Here is a 23976-nt window from a genome sequence, read left to right on the forward strand (position 1 = left end):
TTCAGTCTCCGGAAAAGTGGGGGTCTACGCCGGCCAGGAAAGCGCGCACGCCCTCCTTGTGGTCCCGGCTGTCGGCGTAGGAGAAATAATCCTGGTATTCGGCTTCGGTCAAGGCGCCGCCCTGCGCCAGTCGGGCGGACAGGCGCTTGTTGATGCGCGCGGCCAGCGGCGCGCCCTGGCAGATGCGCTCGGCGCTGCGCAGGGCCTGCGCGGCCACGTCGGCGTCGGCCACGATGCGCGTCAACAGGCCCAGGTCGCGCGCCTCGGCGGCGCCGAACACGCGGCCTTCGAGCAGGATGGCCAGCGTGGCCGCGCGGCCCGCCAACGCGAGCAAGCCGCGCATTTCATCGGGCGCCATGGGAAAACCGAGGCGGTTGATCGGCACGCCGAAACGCGCCGATTCGCCGGCGATGCGCAGATCGCACTGGCAGGCGATCTCCAGCCCGCCGCCGACGCATACGCCTTCGATCTGCGCCACCACCGGATGCGGGCACTGCGCCACGGCCTGCAAGGCCGGCGCCAGCACCTCGCGGTGGTAGCGCTGCACCCCGGCGGCGTCGGCGCGTTCGGCCGGGAATTCGCGGATGTCCGCGCCGGCCGCGAAATTGCCGCCCTCGCCGCGCACGATCACGCAACGCACGTCGTCGTCCGCGGCGATGCGCGTGAACACGTCGCGCAGTTCGCGCCACATGCCCACGGTGATCGCATTCAGGCGCCCCGGATGCGATAGCGTCACGCGGGCCAGTCGCCCGTCGCGCTGCAACAGCACGCGGCCTGCCGTGTTGTCCGTCATGTCCCCTCGCTGATGATGTGCTTTTTTATGGATCGCGGCGCGCCGCCGGTCAGGCCGCGCGCCCCACACTGCGGCTGACCTGCGGCTTGCCTTCGTGCAGTCGCGCCAGGTTGCCGTCCAGTTCATCCAGGTCGTACAGGTAATTGACCATCAGGCCGCAGGACTGCTTGAGCCCCTTGGCCGAGGTGTCCGCCGCCCAGTTCAGGCGCTCGATGCGCGCGCCGTTGCCCAGGTGAAAACGCGCCACCGCGTCCAGCGGCAGGCCGCTCTTCATGGCCTGCAGATAGTGCGCGGCCAGGCGCAAGCCGGCGCGCTTGACGACGTCGGGCGCCTTCCTGGCCAGCGCCGCGCGCGCCAGCCGCGCCACCCAACGCTGGCCGTCCGGCACGCCGGCGCGCTGGCGCGCCTTGGCGCGCGACTTGTCCTCGCGCACGATGGCCTCGACCGCGTCGGCGTCCAGCTTGCCGAGCCAATCGGCGAACCCCGGGATCGGCGACAGCGTGGCGAACGACTTGAGCTTGGGCAGTTCTTCCAGCAATTGCTCGACCACGCGCTTGAGCAGGAAGTTGCCGAAGCTGATGCCCTTCAGGCCCGGCTGAGTATTGGAAATGGAATAGAAGATCGCCCAGCGCGCCTTGTCCAGGTCCTGCCGCGGCGCGGCGCTGTCCAGCAGCGCCTGCACGTTGTCGGCCATGCTGCCGGCAAAGGCCACCTCGACGAAGATCAGCGGCACGTCCGGCAATTGCGGATGGAAGTAGGCATAGCAGCGGCGGTCCGGCGCCACGCGGTGGCGCAGGTCGTCCCACGACTGGATCTCGTGCACGGCCTCGTAGATGATCAGTTTTTCCAGCAGCGAGGCCGGCGAATCCCAGGTCAGCGGCCGCAGTTCCAGCAGGCCGACGTCGAACCAGGCCGACAGCAGCCCTTCGAGATCCTTGTCCAGCGCCTGGATGCCGGCCACCTGCTTGCGCCAACGCAGCATGTCGGCGCGCAGTTCGACCAGGAAGCGCAGGCCCAGCGGCAGCGCGTTGAAACGCTTGAACAGGCGCGCGCCCTCGCCGGCATCGGCGGCGAAAGTGCCGCGCACCTGCGCCAGCGCGGCCAGCATCAGGCGCCGGTCCTTGCCGTCGGCGGCGCCGTAGAGTTCGCACCAGCGCCGCGCCAGCTTGTTGGCGGCCACGTCGGTCAGGCGCGCCTCGAACAGCCGCCGCACCTCGGATTCGCTGGGCAGGCGGCCGCGTTCCCACAGGCGCCCCAGGCGCGTGATCAGGCTGTCGCCGGCCTCCGTGGCGGCCGTGTCGGCCGGTTCGGCGTCAGGCGTGCGTGCGCCGCGCGCGGGCGCGAGATTGGCGGATGCGTTCATGGGCGGGTTCCTCGGCTACGGGAAGATCGGAAAGCGGCGGCGCGTCGTCCTCGGCGGCCAACGCGCGCAGCACCTCGAGCTGGCGCATCAGGTGATGGCGCGCCAATGCCTCGGCGCGTTCGGGGTCGCGGGCCTTGAGGGCCTCGAAGATGGCCAGGTGCTCGGCGCAGGATTCCTGGATGCGGCCGGGCCAGGCCAGGCTGCGGTGGCGCGACAGGCTCAGCACCTTGCGCAGGTTGCCGACCATGTCGACCAGCCATTGGTTGCCGGCCAGCGCCTGCACCGCTTCGTGGATCAGGTAATTGGTCTGATAGTAGGCGTCGATGCGGCCGGCGGTGGCATGGCCCGCCAGCGCTTCGTGCAGCGGCGCCAGCGCGGCCAGTTGCGCGTCGGACGCCTTGCACGCGGCCTCGTGGGCGCAGCGGCCTTCCAGCATCGCCATCAGGGGGAAGATGTCTTCCAGGTCCTGCGCCGACAGCTCATTGACGAAGCAGCCGCGGCGCGGCTCCAGCCGCACCAGGCCCTCGGTGGCCAGCACCTTGAGCGCCTCGCGCAGCGGCGTGCGCGAGATACCCAGTTCGCCGGCCAGCCGCAGTTCATCGATCCATTCGCCGTTGCGCAGCGCGCGCGCATGGATCATGCCGCGCAGGCGATCCGCGACTTCCAGGTACAGGGCTTGCCGGACGATGGGTGAGGTCATGGGCAGACGGCCTGACAGCGCCGTAATTCATAATTATGAATAAGCCCATCATATCTCCGGTCTGTGGAAACGGACCAGTCCGATGTTGTAAGGACTTGCCCTAACCCGCCCCTAAAAATGCAGAATGCCGTCCACCGCGTGGCGAGTCAGTGAACGCGCCCAGCGGCGCGCCGGCAAGCCGTACCGCGACTCGACCGCCTCGGCCCGCGCCAGCAGTTCGGCTGGCGTGACCGCCAGGCGCGGGCCGGAAAACGCCAGCACGATCTGGTTGCCCGCATCGATCTCGGGCAGCAGCACCACGCGGTCATCGAAGGCCTTGGACAGGTTGTCGATGTTCTTGCCGAAACTCTCGTGGCGGCCGAACAGGTTCACCGCCAGCACCCCGACTTCGCCCAGCACGCGGCGGCAATCACGGTAGAACTTGACGCTGTCGCGCACCGGCCCCTGGGCCGACGCATCGTACAGGTCGACCATCAGCACCGGGCAGCGGCCGGCGTTGAGCGGGTCGGCGGCCCATTCGGCGGCGTCGGCGTGCTCGACCCGCAGGCGGTTCTCGCCGGGCAGGCGAAAGAACATGTGGCAGGCGGCGGTGACGCGCGGATTCCATTCCACCGCCAGCAGCGGCGCGCGCGTGTGCCTGGCGCAAAAGCGCGCCAGCGAGCCCGCGCCCAGGCCGAACATGCCGATGGCTTCGTCCCTGGGCGGCTCCAGGAACAGCAGCCAGGCCATCATCTGGCTGGTGTATTCCAGCACCAGGTCCGCTGGATTCTTGATGTGCATCGCGCCCTGGACCCATTCGGTGTTGAAGTGCAGATAGCGCACGCCATCCACTTCGGACAGGGTCGGCTGGTCCAGTTCGGAGGGGAATTTGGATTTGTACATGGGCGCGATTGTAGGCCCGGCGCCCGTCGCTGTCCGCGCCATGGGCGCCATGCGACCGGAAAGCGGACCGACAAGCGTGGCGAGTCCGGCGCGGGCGGACCGTTGCGGCCCGCCCCTGCGCACGGGAATGCGCCGTCAATGGCGCATCGATGAAGCGTCGCTCAGATGCGCTCGAAGATCGCGGCGATGCCCTGGCCGCCGCCGATGCACATGGTCACCAGCGCGTAGCGGCCCTGCACGCGCTGCAGTTCATGCAGCGCCTTGACGGTGATGATGGCGCCGGTGGCGCCGATCGGATGGCCCAGGCCGATGCCGCTGCCGTTGGGGTTGACCTTGGCCGGGTCCAGCTTCAGTTCGCGCGTCACGGCGCAGGCCTGGGCGGCGAAGGCCTCGTTGGCCTCGATCACGTCCAGTTGGTCCACGGTCAGGCCGGCGCGCTCGAGCGCGGCCTGCGTGGCCGGCACCGGGCCGATGCCCATGATGGTCGGATCGACCCCGGCGTGCGCGTAGGCCACCAGGCGCGCCAGCGGCTTGATGCCGCGCTTGGCCGCCACCGACGCGTTCATCAGCACCAGCGCGCCGGCGCCGTCGTTCAGGCCCGAGGCGTTGCCGGCCGTGACGGTGCCGTTTTCTTTCTGGAACACCGGCTTGAGCGCGGCCAGGCTCTCGGCCGTGACGTCGCGGCGCACGTGCTCGTCGGTATCGAACACCACTTCACCCTTGCGCGTCTTCTGCACGATCGGCACGATCTGGTCGCGGAAATGGCCGGCCTCGATGGCGTTGGCGGCGCGGCGGTGCGACTCGGCCGCCAGCGCGTCCTGGTCCTGGCGGCTGATGCCGAACTGGGCGGCGACGTTCTCGGCGGTCACGCCCATGTGCATGCGGCCGAACGGATCGGACAGGGCGCCGGTCATCATGTCCTGCATGATGCTGTCGCCCATGCGCGCGCCCCAGCGCTGCGCCGGCGCGATGTAGGGAGCGCGGCTCATGCTCTCGGCGCCCGCGCCGATGGCGATGTCGGCATCGCCCAGCAGAATGGTCTGCGCCGCCGACACGATGGCCTGCAGGCCGGAGCCGCACAGGCGGTTGACGTTGAAGGCCGGGGTTTCCTTGGCGATGCCGGCGTTGATGGCGGCCACGCGCGACAGGTACATGTCGCGCGGCTCGGTGTTGATGACGTGGCCGACGGCGACGTGGCCGACTTCGTCGCCCTTGACGCCGGCGCGTTCCAGCGCGGCCTTGATGACGGCCGTGCCCAGGTCGCAGGGCGGCACGTCCTTGAGCGCGCCGCCGAAATCGCCGATAGCGGTACGGACGGCGGATGCGACGATGACTTCCTTCATGATGGGTTTCCTCCTGGTGATCCCTTCATCATACTCGCGCCGCCGCGCGGTCCCGGTCCGATATCCGATCCTTATCGCCAGGCAAGAATTTACTATTGGACAGCCCGCGCGCGGCTCGCCGATAGTGGCCGGCAGCGCGCCGCCCCCGGCGCCCGCCAGACCGGACCCGCCCATGATCGAAACGCTGGAACTGACCGCCATTCCCCCGCAGGACGAAGCGCTGCGCGCCGAGGTGCGCGATTTTCTCGCCGAGGCCCTCGATGGGCTGGAGTCCGACGAACGCGCCCGCTCCTGGATGGGCTACGACGCGGGCTTCAGCCGCCAGCTGGCCGAACGCGGCTGGCTCGGGCTGACGCTGCCGCGCGAATACGGCGGCGCCGAGCGCGGCCATTTCGCGCGCTTCGTGCTGTCCGAGGAATTGCTGGGCGCGGGCGCCCCGGTGTCGGCGCACTGGATCGCCGACCGCCAGAGCGCGCCGCTGATCCTCAAGCTCGGCACGCCGGCGCAGAAGGCCTTCTACCTGCCGCGCATCTGCCGCGCCGAGGCCTTCTTCTGCATCGGCATGAGCGAACCCGGCTCGGGTTCCGACCTGGCCAGCATCCGCACCCGCGCCGAACCCGTGGCGGGCGGCTGGCGCCTGAACGGCAGCAAGGTCTGGACCACCAACGCGCACCGCTCGCACTACATGATCGCGCTGGCCCGTACCTCGGGCACGCCGCAGGACCGCCACCAGGGCCTGTCGCAACTCATCGTCGACCTGTCGCTGCCGGGCGTGTCGATCCGGCCGATCAAGGATCTGGCGGGCGACGCGCATTTTTCCGAAGTGTTCTTCGACAACGTCGAACTGGCGCCGGACGCGCTCATCGGCCAGGAGGGCGCGGGCTGGGCCCAGGTCAACGCCGAATTGGCGTTCGAGCGCAGCGGGCCGGAACGCCTGTACTCCAGCATCGCGCTGCTGCAATGCTGGCTGGCGCATGGCCGCGACGACGCCGGGCTCGACGCCGCCGACCACGCCCTGCTGGGCGCCATCCTGTCGCAGATGGCCGTGTTGCGCGCCCTGTCACTGGCGGTGGCGGGCAAACTGGCCGCGGGCCAGAGCCCGGCCATCGAGGCGGCCCTGGTGAAGGACCTGGGCACTGAGCTGGAGCAGGACATCCCGCGCCTGATCGCCGATGCGCTGGGCCGCCGGCCCGAACGGCCGCCCCCCCTGCCGCTGCTGCGCACGCTGGCCTACCTGGAACAGGTCGCCCCCACTTTCTCGCTGCGCGGCGGCACCCGTGAAATTTTGCGCGGCATCATCGCGCGCGGCCTCGGCCTTCGATAGGAACCCAGCATGGACTCGATTTTTGGCGATGCCGCCGAGCGCCTGTTCGCGCAGACCTGCACACCGGCCATGATCCGCCAGGCCGAACAGGGCCAGGCGCCCGCGCAAGCCTGGCAGGCCTGCGAAGCCGCCGGTTTCGCCGATGCGCTGGTGCCGGAATCCCGCGGCGGGGCCGGCCTGGCATTGGCCGACACGCTGCCGCTGGCCACCGCCGCCGGCCGTCACCTGTGCCCCTACCCCTTCGCCGACACGCTGCTGGCGCGCGCGTGGCTGGCCCGGGCCGGGCATGCGCCCGCCACCGGCTCGATCGCGCTGGCGCCGCACGGCTGGCTGGCATCCGGGGGCCAGGCCACGGGCGCCAATGTGCCCTGGATCCGCAGCGCCGATGCCGTGCTGGCGCGCATCGGTGAACAGATCTGGCTGCTGCCGGCGCGGGCCGCCACGATCGAACCCAGCGGCGTGCACGGCAGCCTGGACGCGCCGGCGCGCTGGTCGCTCGACGATGGCGAGCGCATCGACGCGGCTCCCGCCCTGCCCGGCCTGGACGAATTGGCCGCCGCCGCCTGCGCCGGCCTGATCGCCGGCGCCATGGACCGGGTGCTGGCCATGACGCTGGACTACGCCAACCAGCGCCAGCAGTTCGGCAAGCCCATCGGCCGCTTCCAGGCGGTGCAGCAGCAGATCAGCGTCATGGCCGAGCAGGTCTGGGCCGCGCGCATGGCGGCGCAACTGGCGTTCCAGGGCCGCGACGGCCTGCCGCAACCCTTGCTGGCCGCGCTCGGCAAGGCGCGCGCCAGCCTGGCGGTCGCGCGCGTGGCCGACATCGCCCATGCGGTCCATGGCGCCATCGGCGTCACCGAGGAATACGATCTGCAGCTGTACACGCGCCGGCTGCGCGAATGGCGGCTGGCAGCCGGTTCGGAATCGCACTGGCACGCGCGCATCGGCGCGCACGCGTTGGCCGCCGGCGGCGATGCGGTGTCTTACCTGCGCACCGCGCTGTTCGACCGCGAAGCCGCCTGACGCGGCCCCGCTCAGCCCATCTGCGCCAGCATGCTGTCGCGCAGGCGCAGCACCGAGGCGCAGGATGTGTCGCGGTGCGTCACCAGCGACAGCGACAAGGCGTCGCGCGCATCGGCATCGGCCAGCGGCACGAATGCCACCAGCGGCGTCGAATAGGCGCGCGTCACGCCTGGCACCAGCGCCAGCCCCATGCCGCTGGCCACCAGGCTGACCAGCGTCTGCACCTGGATCGCTTCCTGGCTGATGCGCGGCGAAAAACCCGCCTTGCGGCACAAGGCCTGCGCCACGCCGTGCAGGCCCGGCACCTTGGCCGGCGAATACATCACGAAACTCTCGCCGCGGGCGCGGTCCAGTTGGACCGGTGCGGCACCGGCCAGCGGGTGCGCGGCGGGCACCGCCAGGATCAGGTCGTCGCGCTCGACCACCCAGGACTCCAGGGCCGGATCCTCCGCCAGCGGCCCGCGCACCAGGCCGGCGTCGATATCGTTGGCGCGCAGCATCGCCGCCAGCCCGACGGTGCTGTCCTCGCGCAGCTCCAGCTGCACGTCCGGGTATTGCGCGCGGAAAGCCGGCAGGCAGCGCGGCAGCAGCGTGTACGTGGCCGAGCCGACGAAACCCAGCCGCAGCGTGCCCCATTCGCCCAACGCCACCCGACGCGCGGCCTGGCGCGCCTGCTCGGTGTGGAACAACGCGCGCCGCGCATCGGCCATCAGCGCCTCGCCGGCCGGCGTCAGCGTCACGCCCCGGGCGCCGCGCGCCAGCAGCGGCACGCCAACCGCGTGCTCCAGTTTCTGGATCGACACCGACAACGCGGGCTGCGCGATGTGCAGCGTGTCGGCGGCGCGACGGTAGCTGCCCAGCTCGGCGATGGTGACGAACTGGCGCAACTGCCGTAGATCGATAGCCATAACGGATTCCATATCAAGCAATACCGAAGCCATATTAGACGGGTATGGACCACGCCGATAGGATTCCCGCCATGACCTCCGCTTCCCTCCCCCAAACCGCCGCCCTGGGCGGCGTGCGCGTGCTGGACCTGACTTCCGTGGTGTTCGGCCCCTACGCCTCGCAGATCCTGGCCGACTACGGCGCCGACGTCGTCAAGATCGAGGCGCCCGCCGGCGACTCCACCCGCAACACCGGCCCGGCGCAGGAGCCCGGGCTGGCCGCCATCTTCCTGGGCCTGAACCGCAACAAGCGCAGCGTGGTGCTGGACCTGAAGCGGCCCGCGGCGCGCCAGGCGCTGCTGGCGCTGGTGGACGGCGCCGACGTGCTCATGCACAGCATGCGGCCGGCCAAGATGGCGGCGCTGGGCCTGGACCCCGCCACGCTGTGCGCGCGCAATCCGCGGCTGGTGTACGCCGGCCTGTATGGCTTTGGCGAGGGCGGCGCCTACGACGGCCGGCCGGCCTACGACGACATCATCCAGGGCCTGTCGGGCTTTGCCGACCTGGTCGATCGCCAGACCGGCACGCCGCGCTACCTGCCGACGGTGGCGGCCGACAAGACCTGCGGACTGGTGGCCGCGCACGCCATCCTGGCCGCGCTGTTCCAGCGCGAACGCACCGGCCAGGGCCAGCAACTGGAAGTGCCGATGTACGAGAGCATGGCCTCGTATGTGCTGGTCGAGCACTACTACGGCCGGCATCTGGCGGACACGCCCGGCGAAGCCGGCTACCCCCGGGTGCTGACGCCGTGGCGGCGCCCCTGCCGCACCGCCGACGGCCATGTCTGCCTGATGCCATACACAGATGCCCATTGGCGCAGCTTCTTCGAGGCGGCCGGCCGTCCCGACCTGGCGGCCGATCCGCGCTTTGCCGACATCGCCGCGCGCACGCGCCACATCGAAACGCTTTACGAACTGCAGGCGGGCATCGTCGCCGCGCACGATACCGCCTACTGGCTGGCGCTGTGCGAAAGGCTGGAAATCCCGGCCGCCCGCGTCAACCGCCTGCAGGACCTGGAGACCGATCCGCACCTGCGCAGCGTGGATTTCTTCCAGCCGCTGCAAAGCGCCGCCGGCCACCACTATCGCTTTGCGCGCAACCCGGTGCGGCTGCAGCGCTCGCAGGTGCCGCCCACGATGCCGCCGCGCCTGGGGGAACACACCCGCGAGGTGCTGGCGCAGGCCGGCCTGTCCCCCGCCGCCATCGACGCCTTGCTGCAAACCGACGCCGCCCGGCAGGCCGGCGCCCTTCCCGTCTCTTCCAAGGACTCCGCATGAACCAGGACCGCACCGCCCCCGCCCAGCTCGGCCAGGGCTATTACTGGCAGGATCTCGCCGTCGGCCAGCGCTTTCGCACCTTCCGCCGCACGGTCACCGAGACCGACATCGTCAACTTCATCAGCGCCACCGGCATGCTGGAGACGATCTTCATCGACGCCACCTACGCGCATGGCGCGATCCAGGGCCGTCCCGCCCCGGGCGCGCTGACCTATGGCCTGATCGAAGGCCTGATCATGCAGGGCATGGTGCAGGGCACCGGGCTGGCGCTGCTGGAAGTGCACAAGAAGATGCTGGCGCCGGTGGTGGCCGGCGACACCATCTGGGCCGACATCGAAGTCACCGGGGTGCGCCCGACCTCGCAGCACAACCGCGCGGTGGTCACGTCCACCATCGACGTTTTCAACCAGCACGGCAAGCCCGTGATGGCCTACACCGCGACGCGCATGCTGGCCGGCCGGCCGGACTGACGCGGCGCGCGGCGGACAGGCGTCCCGCGCAGAGGACGCCGCCGCCATGGGGCCGCGGCCCCACCCACCAACGCAAGGAGACAACCATGAAAAAAGCATTGCTCGCGGCCAGCCTGGCCGTGCTGGCGCTGGGCGGCGCCACCGGCGCCGGCCCTGCCCGGGCCGCCTGGCCCGAACACCCCATCACGATGGTGGTGCCGTTCCCGCCCGGCGGTCCCTCCGACCTGGTGGCGCGGGTGCTGGCCAAGCAACTGACGGACCAATTGGGCCAGACCGTGGTGGTGGAAAACAAGGGCGGCGCCAACGGCAACATCGGCATGCAGTACGCGGCCGCGGCCAAGCCTGACGGCTACACGGTGCTCTACAACACCTCGTCGATCGCGCTCAGTCCCAATCTCTACCGCTCGCTGGCATTCGATCCGGTCAAGGACTTCGCGCCGGTGTCTTCCACCGCGCTGATCCCGCTGGTGCTGCTGGTGCATCCCTCGGTGCCGGTTCAGGACGCGCGCGGCTTCGTCGAATACGCGCGCCAGCATCCCGGCAAGCTGTCGTACGGTTCGGCGGGCGCCGGCAACGTCACGCACCTGGGCGCCCTGCTGCTGCTGCGCTCGCTGCAGGTCGACGCGGTGCACGTGCCCTATCGCGGCAGCGCGCCCGCCATGACCGACCTGGTCGGCGGCCAGGTGCAATTGATGACCAACACCCTCAACGATTCGCTGGGCTTCATCCGCGAAGGCAAGCTGCGCGCGCTGGCGGTCACCAGCCGCGAACGCAGCGCGCAATTGCCCGACGTGCCCACGGTCGCCGAAACCGTGGCGCCGGGCTTCGAGATGGGCGCCTGGCAAGGCGTGGTGGTTCCCGCGGGCACGCCGCAGCCGGTGGTGCAGAAGCTGAACGCCGAGATCCGCCGCGCGCTGCAATCGGACGAAATGCAAAAGCAGCTCAAGGTCCAGGGCGCCCAGGCCCTGGGTTCCACTCCGCAGGAATACGGCGCCTACATCCAGAGCGAGATCCAGCGCTGGGGCGCCGTGATCAAGGAAGCCGGCGTCAAGCTCGACTGACAGCCGGCGCGGCGGCGGGCCAATCCCGCCGCCCCCCACACCCGGGCGGCCCCACGCGGCCGCGCCGGACCGCCCCTCTCCTGACTCCCCAAAACCGCTGCGCGCCCCTGTTTCACCCCGGGCAATCCCTAACCCGCATCACAATTGACAGCGCTGTCATTTTTGCAGACACTAGCTTCGCCGGCGCCCTGCCGGACCACCAAAACAAGCCGCAACGGCCTCGCGCACGGGCGGCGACAGGAGACAGAGTCATGGCAACACCTCCCTGCTTCCCGGCAGCGGCAGGCACCGGCGCGCACCTCCAGGCTCGCCGCTACCGGCCTCACCGATTCCCGCTACACCGCTTTCTGCCCACGCTGCTCCTGGCAGGCCTGCTGACCGCCGGCACCAGCGCCCGGGCCTACGATCTGCAGACCACGCCCTACCTGTTCGGCGACTGGGCAGGCCTGCGCACCAGCCTCGCCGAACGCGGCGTCACCCTGAACCTGGGCTACACCGGCGAGGCCGCGCACAATTTCAGCGGCGGCCAGGACAAGATGACCCGCTACACCGACCAATGGGTGTTCGGCGCCACCATGGACCTGGACAAGCTGCTCGGCTGGCACGGCGGCACCTTCCAGATGACCATCACCGACCGCAACGGCCGCAACCTGGGCGCCGACGCCGGCATCGGCAACAACATGTTGATCCAGGAGGTCTATGGCCGCGGCCAGACCTGGCACATGACGCAGTTCTGGCTCAACCAATCGTTCCTGGACAATCGGGTGCAATGGAAGATCGGTCGCCTCACCGTGGGCGAGGATTTCGCCAGCTTCTCGTGCGACTTCCAGAATCTGACCTTCTGCGGCGCACAGCCCGGCAACCTGGTCGGCAGCTACTGGGTCAACTGGCCCACCAGCCAATGGGCCACCCGCCTGAAAGTCAGCACGTCCGAGCAGACCTACGTGCAGGCCGGCGTCTACCAGGTCAACCCCAACTATGTCGACGACGGCTACGCGCGCCGCCACGGCCTGTCGCTGGACAACCCCAATGGCACCACCGGCGCCCTGATTCCACTGGAATTCGGCTGGCTGCCGGCCTGGAACGGCCTGCCGGGCTCGTACAAGTTCGGCGCCTGGTACAACACCTCCAACGGCGCCGACCTGTACCAGGACGTCAACCACGCCCCGCGCGGCGAAACCGGCCTGGCGCCGCGCGAGCGCAACGGCCAGTACGGCATCTACATCAACTTCGAGCAACAGGTCAGCGGCACCGCCGGCGGCCGTGGCGCCTCGGTGTTCCTGAACTTCTCCCAGGCCGACCGCGACACGGCGGCGCAGGACCACCAGATCGCGCTCGGGCTGCAATACAAGGGGCCGTTCGGTCAGGCCCGCGACGTCATCGGCGTGGCGGTCGGCGCCACCCACAACAACGGCCGCTACGCCGACTACGTGCGCCAGCAGGACCAGCGGCTGGGCACCCGCACCAAGGTCGGCGACGGCTATGAATACGTGGCCGAGGCCTATTACAGCTGGTCACCGATCCCCTCCATTTACCTGCGACCCAATCTGCAGTACATCAGGCATCCTGGGGGCACCAGCGCCAACCACGACGCCTTCATCGTAGGCCTGAAGACCGGCATCACATTCTGAGCGCATCGCGCCACAAGGAGACTGACATGACCCCAATCCTGCGCCGCCTGCTGGCCTGCGCGCTGGCGTTGCCCGCCACGCTGTTCGCCGCCCACGCCGCCCATGCCAGCAAGGAGGCTCCGGTGATCGGCTTTTCCATCGACGACCTGCGGGTCGAGCGCTGGACCCGCGACCGCAACTATTTCGTCGAGGCCGCCACCGCGCTGGGCGCCAAGGTCAACGTGCAATCGGCCAACGCCAGCGAATCGCGCCAGATCGCCCAGGTCGAGAACCTGATCGCCGAAGGCGTGGACGCGCTGGTGATCGTGCCGTTCAATTCCAAGGTGCTGGGCAGCGCCATCGCCAAGGCACACCGCAACGGCATCAAAGTCATCGCCTACGACCGCCTGATCCTGGGCGCGCCGCTGGACGGCTACGTGTCTTTCGACAACGTCAAGGTTGGCGAAATGCAGGCCAAGGGCATGGTCGATGCGGTGCCCAAAGGCCGCTACTACCTGCTGGGCGGCGCCGCCACCGACAACAATTCGCGCATGTTCCGCGAGGGCCAGATGAACGTGCTCAAGCCGCTGGTCGCCAAGGGCGACATCACCATCGTGGGCGAGCAATGGACGCCCGAATGGGACCCTTCCAAGGCGCAGAGCATCATCGAGAACGCGCTGAACGCGAACGACAACGACATCCAGGCCATCGTCGCCTCCAACGACGGCACCGCCGGCGGCGCGATCCAGGCGCTGGCAAGCCAGAAACTGGCGGGCAAGGTGGCGGTCTCGGGCCAGGACGCCGACCTGGCCGGCGTGCGCCGCGTCGCCGCCGGCACGCAGACCATGACGGTGTACAAACCCATCAAGGCCATCGCCGAGGCCGCCGCGCGCATGGCGGTCGATCTGGTGCAGGGCAAGACGCCCGCCTTCAACGCCAAGCTCGACAACGGCAAGGGCGAGGTCGATTCCCTGCTGATCACGCCCACGCTGGTGACGCGCGACAATCTGGACATCCTGGTCAAGGACGGCTTCTATACGGCCGACCAGATCGCGGGCAAATAGCCGGGAGGCGCACCATGGACCAGCAGCAGCCGCTGTTTGAAATGCGCGACATCGTCAAGGAATTCTCGGGCGTGCGCGCGCTCTCGGGCGTCAGCCTGGGGGTGCGGCCCGGCGAATGCCTGGGCCTTTGCGGCGAGAACGGCGCCGGCAAGTCGACCCTGATGAAAGTGCTGTCCGGGGTCTATCCCCACGGCAGCTACGGCGGCCGGATCCTGTGGCAAGGCAGCGAACTGCGTTCGCGCTCGATCCGCGACAGCGAACGCGCGGGCATCGTCATCCTGCACCAGGAGCTGATGCTGGTGCAGCAGCTGAGCGTCACCGAGAACATCTTCCTGGGCAACGAACTGCGGCTGCCCGGCGGCCGCATGGACTACCCCGCCATGCACCGGCGCGCCGCCGAACTGCTGGCGCGCCTGAAGCTCACCGACGTCAACGTCGCCGCCCCCGTCATGAACTACGGCAACGGCCACCAGCAGTTGTTCGAGATCGCCAAGGCGCTGGCCAAAGAGGCCCGGCTGCTGATTTTCGACGAGCCGACATCCTCGCTCAGCGCCAAGGAAATCGAGGTGCTGCTGGCCATCATCGACGACCTCAAGCGCGCCGGCGTGGCCTGCATCTACATCTCGCACAAGCTCGACGAGGTCAAGCGCGTCTGCGACACCATCACGGTGATCCGCGATGGCCAGCACATCGCTACCCGCGCGGCCGACACGCTTGACGAGGACGGCATCATCGGCCTGATGGTCGGCCGCGCGCTCGAATCGCGCTTTCCGCGCACCGAGCGCCAGCCGGGCGCGGTCATGCTGGAAGCGCGCGACGTGACCTGCTGGGACGTCACCAACCCGCAGCGCAAGCGCGTCGACGGCGCCGCCCTGCAGGTGCGCGCCGGCGAGATCCTCGGCATCGCCGGACTGGTGGGCGCGGGCCGCACCGAATTCGTGTCGGCGATCTACGGCGCCTATGCCGGCCGCAGCACCGCCCAGGTACGGGTGGCGGGCCAGCCGGTGCGCATCGCCTGCCCTGCCGACGCGATCGCGCATGGCCTGTGCCTGGTGCCCGAGGATCGCAAGCGCCACGGCATCGTGCCGCTGATGAGCGTGGCCGAGAACATCACGCTGGCCAGCCTGGCCGACCACGCCCGGGCCGCGCGGATCGACGGCGACGCCGAGCTGGCGACCGTCGAGCGCGAAATCGCCCGCCTGCGCATCAAGACCGCCAGCCCGGGCCTGCCGGTGGCCAGCCTTTCCGGCGGCAACCAGCAGAAAGTGGTACTGGCCAAGATGGCGTTGAAGAACCCCAAGGTGCTGATCCTGGACGAACCGACGCGCGGCGTGGACATCGGCGCCAAGTACGACATCTACAAGATGATCTTCGACCTGGCCGATCGCGGCGTGGCCATCATCATGGTGTCGTCGGAACTGCCCGAGATCCTCGGCATGAGCGATCGCGTGCTGGTCATGAATGCCGGCCGCGTCACGGGCGATTTCCCCATCCAGGGCCTGACGCAGGAACGCGTGCTGGCCGCCGCCCTCCAATCCGAACCGCTGCGGCAAGCCGCCTGAACGCCATGACCCAGATGCTCGCTTCCTCATCCTCCGAACCCCGGCCGCGCGGCGGCCATCCGCCGCTGCGCCAGCTGTTCGCGCGCCACAAGCTGCTGGCCATGCTGCTGGCCCTGGGCCTGATCTGGCTGTTCTTCTGGCACCAGACCCACGGCAGCTTCCTGCGCCCAAACAGCATTTCCAACCTGCTGCTGCAGATGTCGGTGACCGGCATGCTGGCCTGCGGCATGGTGCTGGTCATCATCGCCGGCGAGATCGACCTGTCGGTGGGCTCGCTGCTCGGCCTGCTGGGCGGCCTGGTCGCCATCCTGACCGTCAACCTCGGCTGGAACACCTGGCTGTCGGTGGCCGTGGTGCTGGCCGCCGGCGCCGGGCTCGGGCTGGTCAACGGCTGCCTCACCACGCGGCTGCGGGTGCCGTCCTTCATCGTCGGCCTGGGCGGCATGCTGGCCTATCGCGGCCTGCTGCAATTGAGCACCGACAGTGTCACCATCGCGCCGGTGCCCGACGACCTCGGCGCCATCGCCCAGGCCTTCGTGCCGCCCACGCTGTCCTGGGTCATCGCCGCGCTGATCGTCGCCCTGGCCTGCGTCCTGACGCTGGCGCGGCGCCGGCGCCATCGCCGGCTGGGACTGGAGGTGGCGCCGCGCTGGATCGACGGCCTGAAGATCGTCGCCATCGCCGCCGCGGCCGCCGGCTTCGTGCTGGTGCTGAACCAGGCCCATGGCGTGCCGCTGCCGGTGCTGATCCTGCTGGCGCTGCTGGGCGTGTTCTCGTGGATCGCCACGCAGACCGTGTTCGGCCGCCACGTCTACGCGGTCGGCGGCAACGTCGAGGCCAGCCGCCTGTCCGGCGTCAACGTCCAGCGCGTCAAGCTGATGGTATTCATGCTGATGGGGTTGATGTGCGCCTTCGCCGGCATCGTCACCACCGCGCGCTCGGCCGCCGGCTCGCCGTCGGCCGGCGTGGGTGGCGAGCTCGATGCGATCGCGGCCTGCTTCATCGGCGGCACCTCCATGCGCGGCGGCTCCGGCACCGTGTACGGCGCGCTGATCGGCGCGCTGGTCATGGCCAGCCTGGACAACGGCATGCAGCAGATGAACGTGGATACCTCCTGGCAGATGATCGTCAAGGGCGCCGTGCTGGTGCTGGCGGTGTGGATCGACGTGGCAACGAGGTCCGAACGTGCATGACCCGACCCTCTCCAGCGCGCCCGGCAGCTGCATGCTCGCCGTCGGCACCTACACCGAGATCCTGCCGCACGTGCAGGGACGCGGCCGCGGCATCCACCTGCTGGCCTTCGACGGCGCGACGGCCTCGTTCCATGAACGGCAGGTGCTGACCGGCCCGGTCAACCCTTCCTACCTGTGCGCGGCGGCCGGACGGCTCTACGGCGTCAGCGAACGGGAACGGGACGCCGCCCTGGAGGTCTACGCCATCGAGGCCGCCGCCGCGCTGCGCCCCCTCGGCCGCATCGCGCTGCCCGGCGCGGCCCCCTGCCATGTCAGCGTCAACCTGCCGGCGCGACAGCTGTACGTGTCGAACTACGGCTCGGGCGAGCTGCTGTGCTTTGCGCTGGATGCTGGCGGCATGCCGCAAGGGACGCCACAGGTGATCGCGCGCCGCGGCGCCGGCCCGCGCGCGGACCGCCAGGAGGGCCCCCACCTGCACTACGCGGCCGCCACCGACGACGGCGCGCGCGTCTACCTGTGCGACCTGGGCACCGACACCATCGCCTGCCATCGGGTGCGGCCCGATGGCCTGGCCCCCATGCCGGAGCAGGAACTGCGCGCCCGCCCCGGCGCCGGGCCTCGCCACCTGGCCCTCACGGCCGATGGCGCGCTGGCGGCGGTGGTGGAAGAGCTTTCGAATACCGTGGCCGTATACGCGCTGAACGAACCGGCGGGCGAGCGCGCCCGCGCCAGCACGCTGCCGCGCAACTGGCGGGGCGCCAGCGCCGCCTCCGCCATCCGCCTGCATCCCGATGGCGAACTGCTCTATGCCGCCAATCGCGGCCACGACAGCGTCGCCGTCTACCGCCTGCGGCGCGCGGCGCCCTGGCTCGAACCGGTGGGCCTCATCGACGTCGGCGGCCGCGCGCCGCGCGACATCGCGCTCACGCCCGACGGCGCGTTCCTGCTGGTCGCGTCCCAGGACGACCACTTCATCCGCGCGTGGCGCATCGACCCGGCCACGGGCCTGGCCCACGCGCAGGGCCAGCCCTATCCCCTGGCCTCGCCCGCCTGCCTTTGTCCCTTGCCTTGAACCGGAAGCCTCCACCGTGACATCTCCCCTGCCCCCCGCCCGCATCGTCGTCACCGGCGCCACCGGCCAGCTCGGCCGCAAGGCGCTCGCCATCCTGGCGCGCCAGCCCTGGTGCGAGCACCTGATCGGCATCGACCTGCAGGCGGACGACACCGTCTTCAGCCCTGAAGTGCGCGAGCGCCTGACGCTGGTGGCCGCCGACCTGGAGCGCCCCGCCCCCGCCTGGACCGATCATTTCGCCGGCGTGGACGCCGTGCTGCACCTGGCGGCGCGGCACTCGACGCCCGACGCCAGCTGGGAAGAAGCCCTGGGGTCGTACAACATGACGTTGAACGTGCTGACCGCCGCCGCCACGCATGGCGCGCGCCGGCTGGTGTTCGCCTCGTCCAACCACGCCATGGGCGGCTACAAGGACCTGCCGCTGGCCGCGACCATCGGGCCGGGCAAGCTCACGTCCAGGACGGAGCCGGCCCCCGGCACGCGCTGGTTCGACGGCGAGCGCGAGGTGCATTCGCTGGCCTATGGCACGTCGAAAGTCATGGGCGAACGCCTGTGCCGCGCCTACGCCGCGGTCACGCAGGGTCGGCTATCCACCGTGATCGCGCGCATCGGCTGGATCCTGCCGGGCGACAACGACCCGCGCGACATGAGCTATTCCGGCGTGGCGCATCCGCGGGCGCCCGAACCGGACGCGCGCGACGAACCGGCGCGCCGCGCGCTGGCGTGGTTCCACGACATGTGGCTGTCCAATGGGGATTTCGAGCGCCTGCTGATCGCCGCCCTGACGGCGGACGCGGCCGGCTGGCCCGACGCCAGCGTCACGGTCAACGGCGTGTCGGCCAACCAGGGCAGCGCCTGGGATGTGGCGGAAGGCCGCGCCAGCATCGGCTACGACCCGCGCGACGACGTGCGCCGCCATCTGGGATAGCGGCCGGGGGCTTCAGGCCGGCGCGCGGGTCGAGTCGCGCACCACGATCTCGTATCCCAGCGTCCGCACCCGCGCCTGCGGCTCGCGCGATGCCAGTTGTTCCACCGCCGCGTAGGCCATGTCGCGGATCGGCTGGCGCAACGTGGTCAGCTTGGGCCAGGTCTGGCGCGACAAAGGGGTATCGTCGTAGCCCGCCACCGACAGCTCCCCGGGCACCTTGATGCCGCGCGCGTGCGCCGCGTACAGCACGCCGGCCGCCATGTCGTCGTTGGCCGCGAAGATCGCGCTGGGACGGTCGGCGCGATCGAGCAGGCGTTCGCCGCAGCGCACGCCGGAATCGAAGGAATGCAGCCCCTGCTCCACCAGGGCCGCGTCGTACGCCACACCCTGTTCGGCCAGCGCGTCGCGATACCCCTGCAGGCGGCCGCCGACGGCGCCGTGGTCGGGGTGCCCGGCCACGAAGCCGATGCGGCGGTGGCCCAGGTCCAGCAGATACCGCGTCATGTCGCGCGCCGCCGAGCGGTCATCGGTGCTGACCTCCAGCCCCCTGGCGCTGGGCGAACTGGGCGCCAGCCGCACGAACGGCACGTCGCCCTGGTCAAGCGCGTCGATCAAGGCGCGCACGTCAGACAGCGGTGGCGTCAGCACCAGGCCGGCGCAGGCGTGCTGGCGCGCGGACTGTTCGATCTGCGCGGCCAGGTCGGGCGCGCGGTAGTCGCAGGGATGCAGCAGCAGGCTGTAGAAATAACGCTTGCAGGCATCGAGCGCGCCTTGCTGGACGTTGATCAGGTAGTTGTCGCTGGGATTGTCGTAGACCAGCATGATCAGGTCCGAGCGCTTGCTGGCCAGGCGCCGGGCCGAGGGATTGGGCTGGTACTTCAGCAGCGCGATCGCCGCCATGACCTTGGCGCGGGTCTTCTCGCTGGTGTTGGGTTCGTTGTTCAAAACGCGCGAGACGGTCTTGATGGACACGCCCGCCTCGGCCGCCACGTCGTCGACGGTGACGGAACCCTTTTCCTTGCCGGTCGCCATGCTCCGGTCTCAGCGGCCGGCGGCCTTGGCGCTCAGGCCGTTGGCCACGCCCATGTCGGTCTTGGGCACGTCGCGGATCAGCACCCGCACGTCCTCGCCCGAGATGCCGATGCTGGCGCACACGGCCTGGTTCAGCGCGGCGATCAGCGCCGCCTTCCTGGCCTCGTCGCGGCCCTCGATCAGGGCCGCGTCGACGCGCGCCATGGCCTTGCCGATCTCGCCGGCCACGATCACGTGTTCGGCGGGGATTTCCTGCAGCACGATGCGCACGCTGGACAGCGGCGCGGCGATGCTTTCCACCACCGCCTGCGAAGCCGCCTTCAGCAACGCGGTCTTCTGGGCGGCCGAATGGCCCTGCATGATCTGGACATTCAAGATTGGCATGACGGATTCCGATATTCCGAATAGTGGCGAACCGGCGATCGTTGCCGGCCAGCCATCATATCCGGACTGGCCCCGGGCGCAAGCCTGCCACCCCGGGGACCGGAACGCCGCGGCGGGATCGCCCGGCGCCTGCAGTCAGGCGGCCTCGCCCCGTTGCGTCGGCTGGGGCTGGCCTTGCAGCTCGGCCTGGGCCGGGTCGCCGCCGGTGGCGGGCGGCGGTTCGGCGGATTCGCTGGATTCGGCCGCGGGCGCGCTCTCGGCCAACACCGGCGTCACCAGCTCGACCACCTTCTTGCGCGACAGCATGCCGATGAACTCGTCGTTCTCGCCCGTCACGGCTACCGGCTGGTCGCTGTGCACCAGCTGCGCCAGCACTTCGCCCAGGCCGGCCGTGGCCGGCACCGAAGCCAGGTCCTCGACGAAGCGCGACACGTCGCGTCCGCCCTCGCGCACGGCCTGTTCGGCCGCTTCCAGCGTCAGCACGCCGGCCAGCCGCTTGCCGTCCAGCACCGGCGCGTACTCGTAGTTCAGCGCGCGCATCCGATCGACCGAATGGGCCGGGCGCGATCGCATGGTCAGCGTCAGGCGCGCCGGGTTCACCGCGTGGGTCGCGTTCAACACCTTGGTGCGGTTCACGTCCTGCAGGAACGACTGCACGTAATCGTTGGCCGGATTCAGCAGGATGTCTTCGGGCGTGCCTTCCTGCACCAGCTCGCCGTCCTTCAGGATGGCGATGCGGTTGCCCAGGCGCAGCGCTTCGTCCAGGTCATGGGTGATGAAGACGATAGTCTTGTTGAGCTTGGATTGCAGTTGCAGCAGCTGGTCCTGCATCTCGCGGCGGATCAGCGGGTCGAGCGCCGAGAAGGCCTCGTCCATCAGCAGGATCTCGGCGTCGGTGGCCAGCGCGCGCGCCAGGCCCACGCGCTGCTGCATGCCGCCCGACAGCTGGTGCGGATACTGCTGCTCGAAGCCCGACAGGCCGACCTGCTCCAGCCATTCGCGGGCGCGCTGCTCGCGCTCGGCGCGGCCCACGCCCTGCACGGCCAGGCCGTAGGCGGCGTTGTCCAGCACGGTGCGGTGCGGGAACAGGCCGAAGCGCTGGAACACCATGCTCATCTTCTTCTGGCGGAAGGTCTCCAGGTCGCGCTTGTTCAGGCTGACGACGTCGACGCCGTCGACCAGGATGTGGCCGGCGCTGGGCTCGATCAGGCGGTTGAAGTGGCGGATCAGCGTCGACTTGCCGGACCCCGACAGGCCCATGATGACGTAGATGCTGCCCTCTTCGATCGACAGGCTGATGTCGCGCAGGCCCAGCGTGTGCCCGCTTTCGGCCAGCAGCGCTTCCTTGCTCATGCCGCCCTGCGCGGCTTCCAGCCATTTCTTCGGATGCGGCCCGAAAATCTTGTAGATGTTCTTGACTTCGATCTTGCTCATCGCTGGCCTCCCATGCGCATGCGCTGTCCATACGATTGCGTGATCCGGTCGAACAGCACGGCCAGCACCACGATGCCCAGGCCCGCCAGCAGGCCGCGGCCCACTTCCAGGCGGTTGATCCCGAGCAGCACTTCATACCCCAGGCCGCGCGCGCCGATCATGGAGGCGATCACCACCATCGACAGCGCCATCATCGTGGTCTGGTTGATGCCGGCCATGATGTTGGGCAGGGCCAGCGGCAATTGCACGCCGAACAGCTGCTGGCGCGGATTGGCGCCGAACGCGCGCGACGCTTCCAGCACCTCGCGGTCGACCAGGCGGATACCCAGGTCGGTCAGGCGGATCAGCGGCGGCACGGCGTAGATCACGGTGGCGATGATGGCGGGGATCTTGCCCAGGCCGAACAGCATCACGACCGGGATCAGGTACACGAAGCTGGGCATGGTCTGCATCACGTCCAGCACCGGCAGCATGATCGAGCGCAGCCAGTTGACGCGCGCCATCAGCACGCCCAGCGGAATGCCGATGATCACCGACAGTCCGGCCGCCATGATCATCAGCGCCAGCGTCTGCATGCCGGCGTCCCACAGGCCGAGCACGCCAATGACGCACAGCAGCGCGCCCATGGCCAGGCTCAGGCCGATGCGGCGGCTGACCAGCCAGGCGATGGCGATGGTCACGCCGACCACCGCCCACCACGGCGAGCTGCGCAGCACCTGCTCCAGCCACACCAGGGCGTGCAGCACGGGCTGGGACAGCGTCTCCAGGGTATCGGCGTAGTTGGTGACCAGATGATCGACGAATCCGTCGATGGCCCCCCGCACCTGACGGGCGGGAATGATTTCAGGAAACATGTTTTGACTCCATTTCAGCGGGTTCGCCACGCGCCACGCCGCGCCGGCATGGCATCCGGCGCGGTGGCCGGGCCGGCGCCCCCAAGGGACGCCGTCATCGACAATGGCGAAATACGCTTACAGTCCGGCGCGGAAACAAGATGTCCCGCGCATTGCCCGCATGGCGGGCAGTCCGCCTGCCGGAGGGCTTTTTCCCCTTGGGGTCATCCCAAGGGGAAAAAGTCCAACCCGATGGTCCGTCCCGGCCAGCCGGAACGGACCACCGCCGGAAAGGCGGCGGGGGTTACAGCGCGCTTTGCACGCGCCCGGCGACGTCGGCGGGGACCCACTTGGTCCAGACGTCGGGCTTGTTCTTCAGGAACCACTTGGCCACGGCGCCGGACTCGTCGCCGGTCTCTTCCATGTGGGCCAGGGTTTCGTTCATCACCGGCAGCGGCACCGAGACCTTGGACAGGAATTCGGTCAGCACCGGCGCTTCCTGCGAGAACTTGGTGTTCACGGCGGTGAAGACGGGATTGTCGGGATAGGCGCTGGGCTCGGGCTTGGCGCACTTGGGCGACGTCAGGCACTTGTGCTTTTCGGCGTCGTAGGGCGGCATTTCCAGCTTGACCAGGTCCATGGCGCCGACCAGCGGCGTGGGCGACCAGTAGTAGAAGACCACGTTCTGCTTGCGCTTGTAGGCCGACATCAGGGCCGCCTTCTGCGCCGCGCCGGTGCCCGGCGAATACAGCGTGTAGGTGTCGTCCAGCTTGAGGGCGTGGAACAGGTTGGTGCTGGTGACTTCGCAACCCCAACCCGCCGGGCAGCCGTAGAAACGGCCCTTGCCCGGTTCTTCGGGATCCTTGAACTTGTCCTTGAACTTCGGCAGGTCGGCCGCGGACTTCAGTTCGGGCAGGCGCTCGGCGGTGTAGCGCGGGATGTACCAGGCCTCGCCGCCCATGTACAGGTCGCCGATCCGCTTGACGCGGCCGGTCTTTTCGGCGCGTTCCCAGGGGTCGGCGACGCTGTTCAGCCAGATCTCGGTGTTGATGTCCAGGTCACCGCGCTCGAGCGCGGCCAGGGCGGGCAGGGTCTCGGTGGGCAGGGTTTCGGTCTTGCAACCGTAGCCCTTTTCCATGATGAAACGTTCGACATCGACCAGGACCAGGTTGGATTCCCAGTTCATGGCGCCGAAGTTGATCGGACGCTTGAGTTCGCATTGCGGCGCGTCGGCGGCTTGGGCCGAACCGGCGAAGGCGAACAAGACGGCCGCGGCGGCCAGGGTCTTGACAGGGGTGAAACGCATTGGCTTTTGCCTCCATAGGTTCAGGGACACGGCGGCGCTGGTCCGGCCGTGCCATGGAGCTAAGGGGGTTGTGCGGAAGACGGGCAGAACCGCCAATACAAACCGACACTAGCAACAAGAGGATCCGCGGGGTGCGGAGTCTTGCAAGACAGGAGTCTCAAAAACGGAGTTTTAGAGAACCCACAGATAGTGAACAAACTGAAAGAAGAAGGCAGCATCTTAAACGAAATTGCCGCACAACCCAACCCCGGACCTGAACGAAACGGATACATTCATACCCGAAAACGTCCGGACAAACCCTGATTTCCAAGAGGCGATTCCCCGACTTTCCCTGGGGAACCGGCTCATGGAAATAACGATACATTTAGTTAATAT

22 protein-coding genes are annotated in these 23976 nt (G+C 69.2%); 11 read left to right on the forward strand and 11 right to left on the reverse strand.

Translation table 11 applies throughout. The annotated features are described in order from the left end of the window. Position 1 precedes the first annotated feature (1 nt). From AT699_RS23010 to bktB, 5 genes are all read right to left on the reverse strand, one after another. Positions 2-793, reverse strand: a complete 792-nt coding sequence (locus tag AT699_RS23010; protein WP_024069987.1) for an enoyl-CoA hydratase/isomerase family protein — start codon at positions 791-793, stop codon at positions 2-4. Positions 794-842: 49 nt separating this feature from the next. Continuing rightward, entirely contained in the window at positions 843-2156 is a 1314-nt protein-coding gene (locus AT699_RS23015; protein WP_024069988.1) for a malonyl-CoA decarboxylase domain-containing protein, read from the reverse strand. Further along, positions 2107-2856, reverse strand: coding sequence for a GntR family transcriptional regulator (locus tag AT699_RS23020; RefSeq protein ID WP_024069989.1), 750 nt, complete (start codon positions 2854-2856; stop codon positions 2107-2109). The genes AT699_RS23015 and AT699_RS23020 overlap by 50 nt, the downstream gene beginning before the upstream one ends. 111 nt (positions 2857-2967) lie before the next feature. Further along, a complete protein-coding gene (locus tag AT699_RS23025; protein ID WP_024069990.1) occupies positions 2968-3738 on the reverse strand; it encodes a class I SAM-dependent methyltransferase in 771 nt (256 codons plus the stop codon). A 161-nt stretch (positions 3739-3899) separates the two neighbouring features. Next, complete coding sequence (gene bktB, locus AT699_RS23030) at positions 3900-5081, reverse strand: beta-ketothiolase BktB (protein ID WP_024069991.1); 1182 nt, start codon at positions 5079-5081, stop codon at positions 3900-3902. Between the two features lie 172 nt (positions 5082-5253). Here bktB and AT699_RS23035 point away from each other — a divergent pair, with 172 nt between their 5' ends. Both AT699_RS23035 and AT699_RS23040 read left to right on the forward strand, forming a co-directional pair. Continuing rightward, positions 5254-6405 carry an acyl-CoA dehydrogenase family protein gene (locus AT699_RS23035; protein ID WP_024069992.1) on the forward strand — a complete coding sequence of 384 codons (1152 nt, stop codon included), beginning with the start codon at positions 5254-5256 and terminating at the stop codon, positions 6403-6405. A 9-nt stretch (positions 6406-6414) separates the two neighbouring features. Then, on the forward strand, positions 6415-7428 hold the full coding sequence (locus AT699_RS23040; protein ID WP_024069993.1) for an acyl-CoA dehydrogenase family protein: 1014 nt from the start codon (positions 6415-6417) through the stop codon (positions 7426-7428). 11 nt (positions 7429-7439) lie between these two features. Here AT699_RS23040 and AT699_RS23045 read toward each other — a convergent pair whose 3' ends face one another. After that, positions 7440-8336: a LysR family transcriptional regulator gene (locus AT699_RS23045; RefSeq protein ID WP_223203224.1), complete on the reverse strand. Its 897-nt coding sequence runs from the start codon at positions 8334-8336 to the stop codon at positions 7440-7442. 71 nt (positions 8337-8407) lie between these two features. Here AT699_RS23045 and AT699_RS23050 point away from each other — a divergent pair, with 71 nt between their 5' ends. The 9 genes from AT699_RS23050 to AT699_RS23090 all read left to right on the forward strand — a co-directional run bounded on the left by AT699_RS23050 (position 8408) and on the right by AT699_RS23090 (position 18612). Further along, entirely contained in the window at positions 8408-9652 is a 1245-nt protein-coding gene (locus tag AT699_RS23050) for a CaiB/BaiF CoA transferase family protein (protein ID WP_024069994.1), read from the forward strand. Further along, complete coding sequence (locus AT699_RS23055) at positions 9649-10122, forward strand: MaoC family dehydratase (RefSeq protein ID WP_024069995.1); 474 nt, start codon at positions 9649-9651, stop codon at positions 10120-10122. The genes AT699_RS23050 and AT699_RS23055 overlap by 4 nt, the downstream gene beginning before the upstream one ends. Positions 10123-10208: 86 nt before the next feature. Further along, positions 10209-11183, forward strand: coding sequence for a Bug family tripartite tricarboxylate transporter substrate binding protein (locus AT699_RS23060; protein WP_024069996.1), 975 nt, complete (start codon positions 10209-10211; stop codon positions 11181-11183). A 251-nt stretch (positions 11184-11434) separates the two neighbouring features. Then, the gene (locus AT699_RS23065) at positions 11435-12814 is read left to right on the forward strand and encodes a carbohydrate porin (RefSeq protein ID WP_024069997.1); all 1380 of its coding nucleotides are present in this window, start codon (positions 11435-11437) and stop codon (positions 12812-12814) included. A gap of 26 nt (positions 12815-12840) precedes the next feature. Further along, positions 12841-13857: a D-xylose ABC transporter substrate-binding protein gene (gene xylF / locus AT699_RS23070; RefSeq protein ID WP_020929056.1), complete on the forward strand. Its 1017-nt coding sequence runs from the start codon at positions 12841-12843 to the stop codon at positions 13855-13857. 14 nt (positions 13858-13871) lie between these two features. Further along, on the forward strand, positions 13872-15419 hold the full coding sequence (locus AT699_RS23075) for a xylose ABC transporter ATP-binding protein (RefSeq protein ID WP_024069998.1): 1548 nt from the start codon (positions 13872-13874) through the stop codon (positions 15417-15419). Positions 15420-15424: 5 nt separating this feature from the next. Further along, positions 15425-16612: a sugar ABC transporter permease gene (locus AT699_RS23080; RefSeq protein WP_024069999.1), complete on the forward strand. Its 1188-nt coding sequence runs from the start codon at positions 15425-15427 to the stop codon at positions 16610-16612. After that, on the forward strand, positions 16605-17684 hold the full coding sequence (locus tag AT699_RS23085; RefSeq protein WP_058207470.1) for a lactonase family protein: 1080 nt from the start codon (positions 16605-16607) through the stop codon (positions 17682-17684). The genes AT699_RS23080 and AT699_RS23085 overlap by 8 nt, the downstream gene beginning before the upstream one ends. A gap of 16 nt (positions 17685-17700) precedes the next feature. After that, a complete protein-coding gene (locus AT699_RS23090; protein ID WP_006385631.1) occupies positions 17701-18612 on the forward strand; it encodes an NAD-dependent epimerase/dehydratase family protein in 912 nt (303 codons plus the stop codon). A 12-nt stretch (positions 18613-18624) separates the two neighbouring features. On the opposite strand, the gene AT699_RS23095 is transcribed toward AT699_RS23090, so the two are convergent. The 5 genes from AT699_RS23095 to AT699_RS23115 all read right to left on the reverse strand — a co-directional run bounded on the left by AT699_RS23095 (position 18625) and on the right by AT699_RS23115 (position 23601). Continuing rightward, positions 18625-19644 carry a LacI family DNA-binding transcriptional regulator gene (locus AT699_RS23095; RefSeq protein ID WP_006385632.1) on the reverse strand — a complete coding sequence of 340 codons (1020 nt, stop codon included), beginning with the start codon at positions 19642-19644 and terminating at the stop codon, positions 18625-18627. Positions 19645-19653: 9 nt separating this feature from the next. Beyond that, positions 19654-20028, reverse strand: coding sequence for a tautomerase family protein (locus AT699_RS23100; protein ID WP_006385633.1), 375 nt, complete (start codon positions 20026-20028; stop codon positions 19654-19656). 135 nt (positions 20029-20163) lie between these two features. After that, the gene (locus AT699_RS23105) at positions 20164-21462 is read right to left on the reverse strand and encodes a quaternary amine ABC transporter ATP-binding protein (RefSeq protein ID WP_020929063.1); all 1299 of its coding nucleotides are present in this window, start codon (positions 21460-21462) and stop codon (positions 20164-20166) included. Then, complete coding sequence (locus tag AT699_RS23110; protein WP_006385635.1) at positions 21459-22316, reverse strand: ABC transporter permease; 858 nt, start codon at positions 22314-22316, stop codon at positions 21459-21461. Before AT699_RS23110 ends, AT699_RS23105 begins: the two co-directional genes overlap by 4 nt. 283 nt (positions 22317-22599) lie before the next feature. Beyond that, positions 22600-23601: an ABC transporter substrate-binding protein gene (locus AT699_RS23115; RefSeq protein WP_006385636.1), complete on the reverse strand. Its 1002-nt coding sequence runs from the start codon at positions 23599-23601 to the stop codon at positions 22600-22602. Positions 23602-23976: the final 375 nt, after the last annotated feature.

This window comes from Achromobacter xylosoxidans (genome assembly GCF_001457475.1).
Taxonomy (GTDB): domain Bacteria; phylum Pseudomonadota; class Gammaproteobacteria; order Burkholderiales; family Burkholderiaceae_B; genus Achromobacter; species Achromobacter xylosoxidans.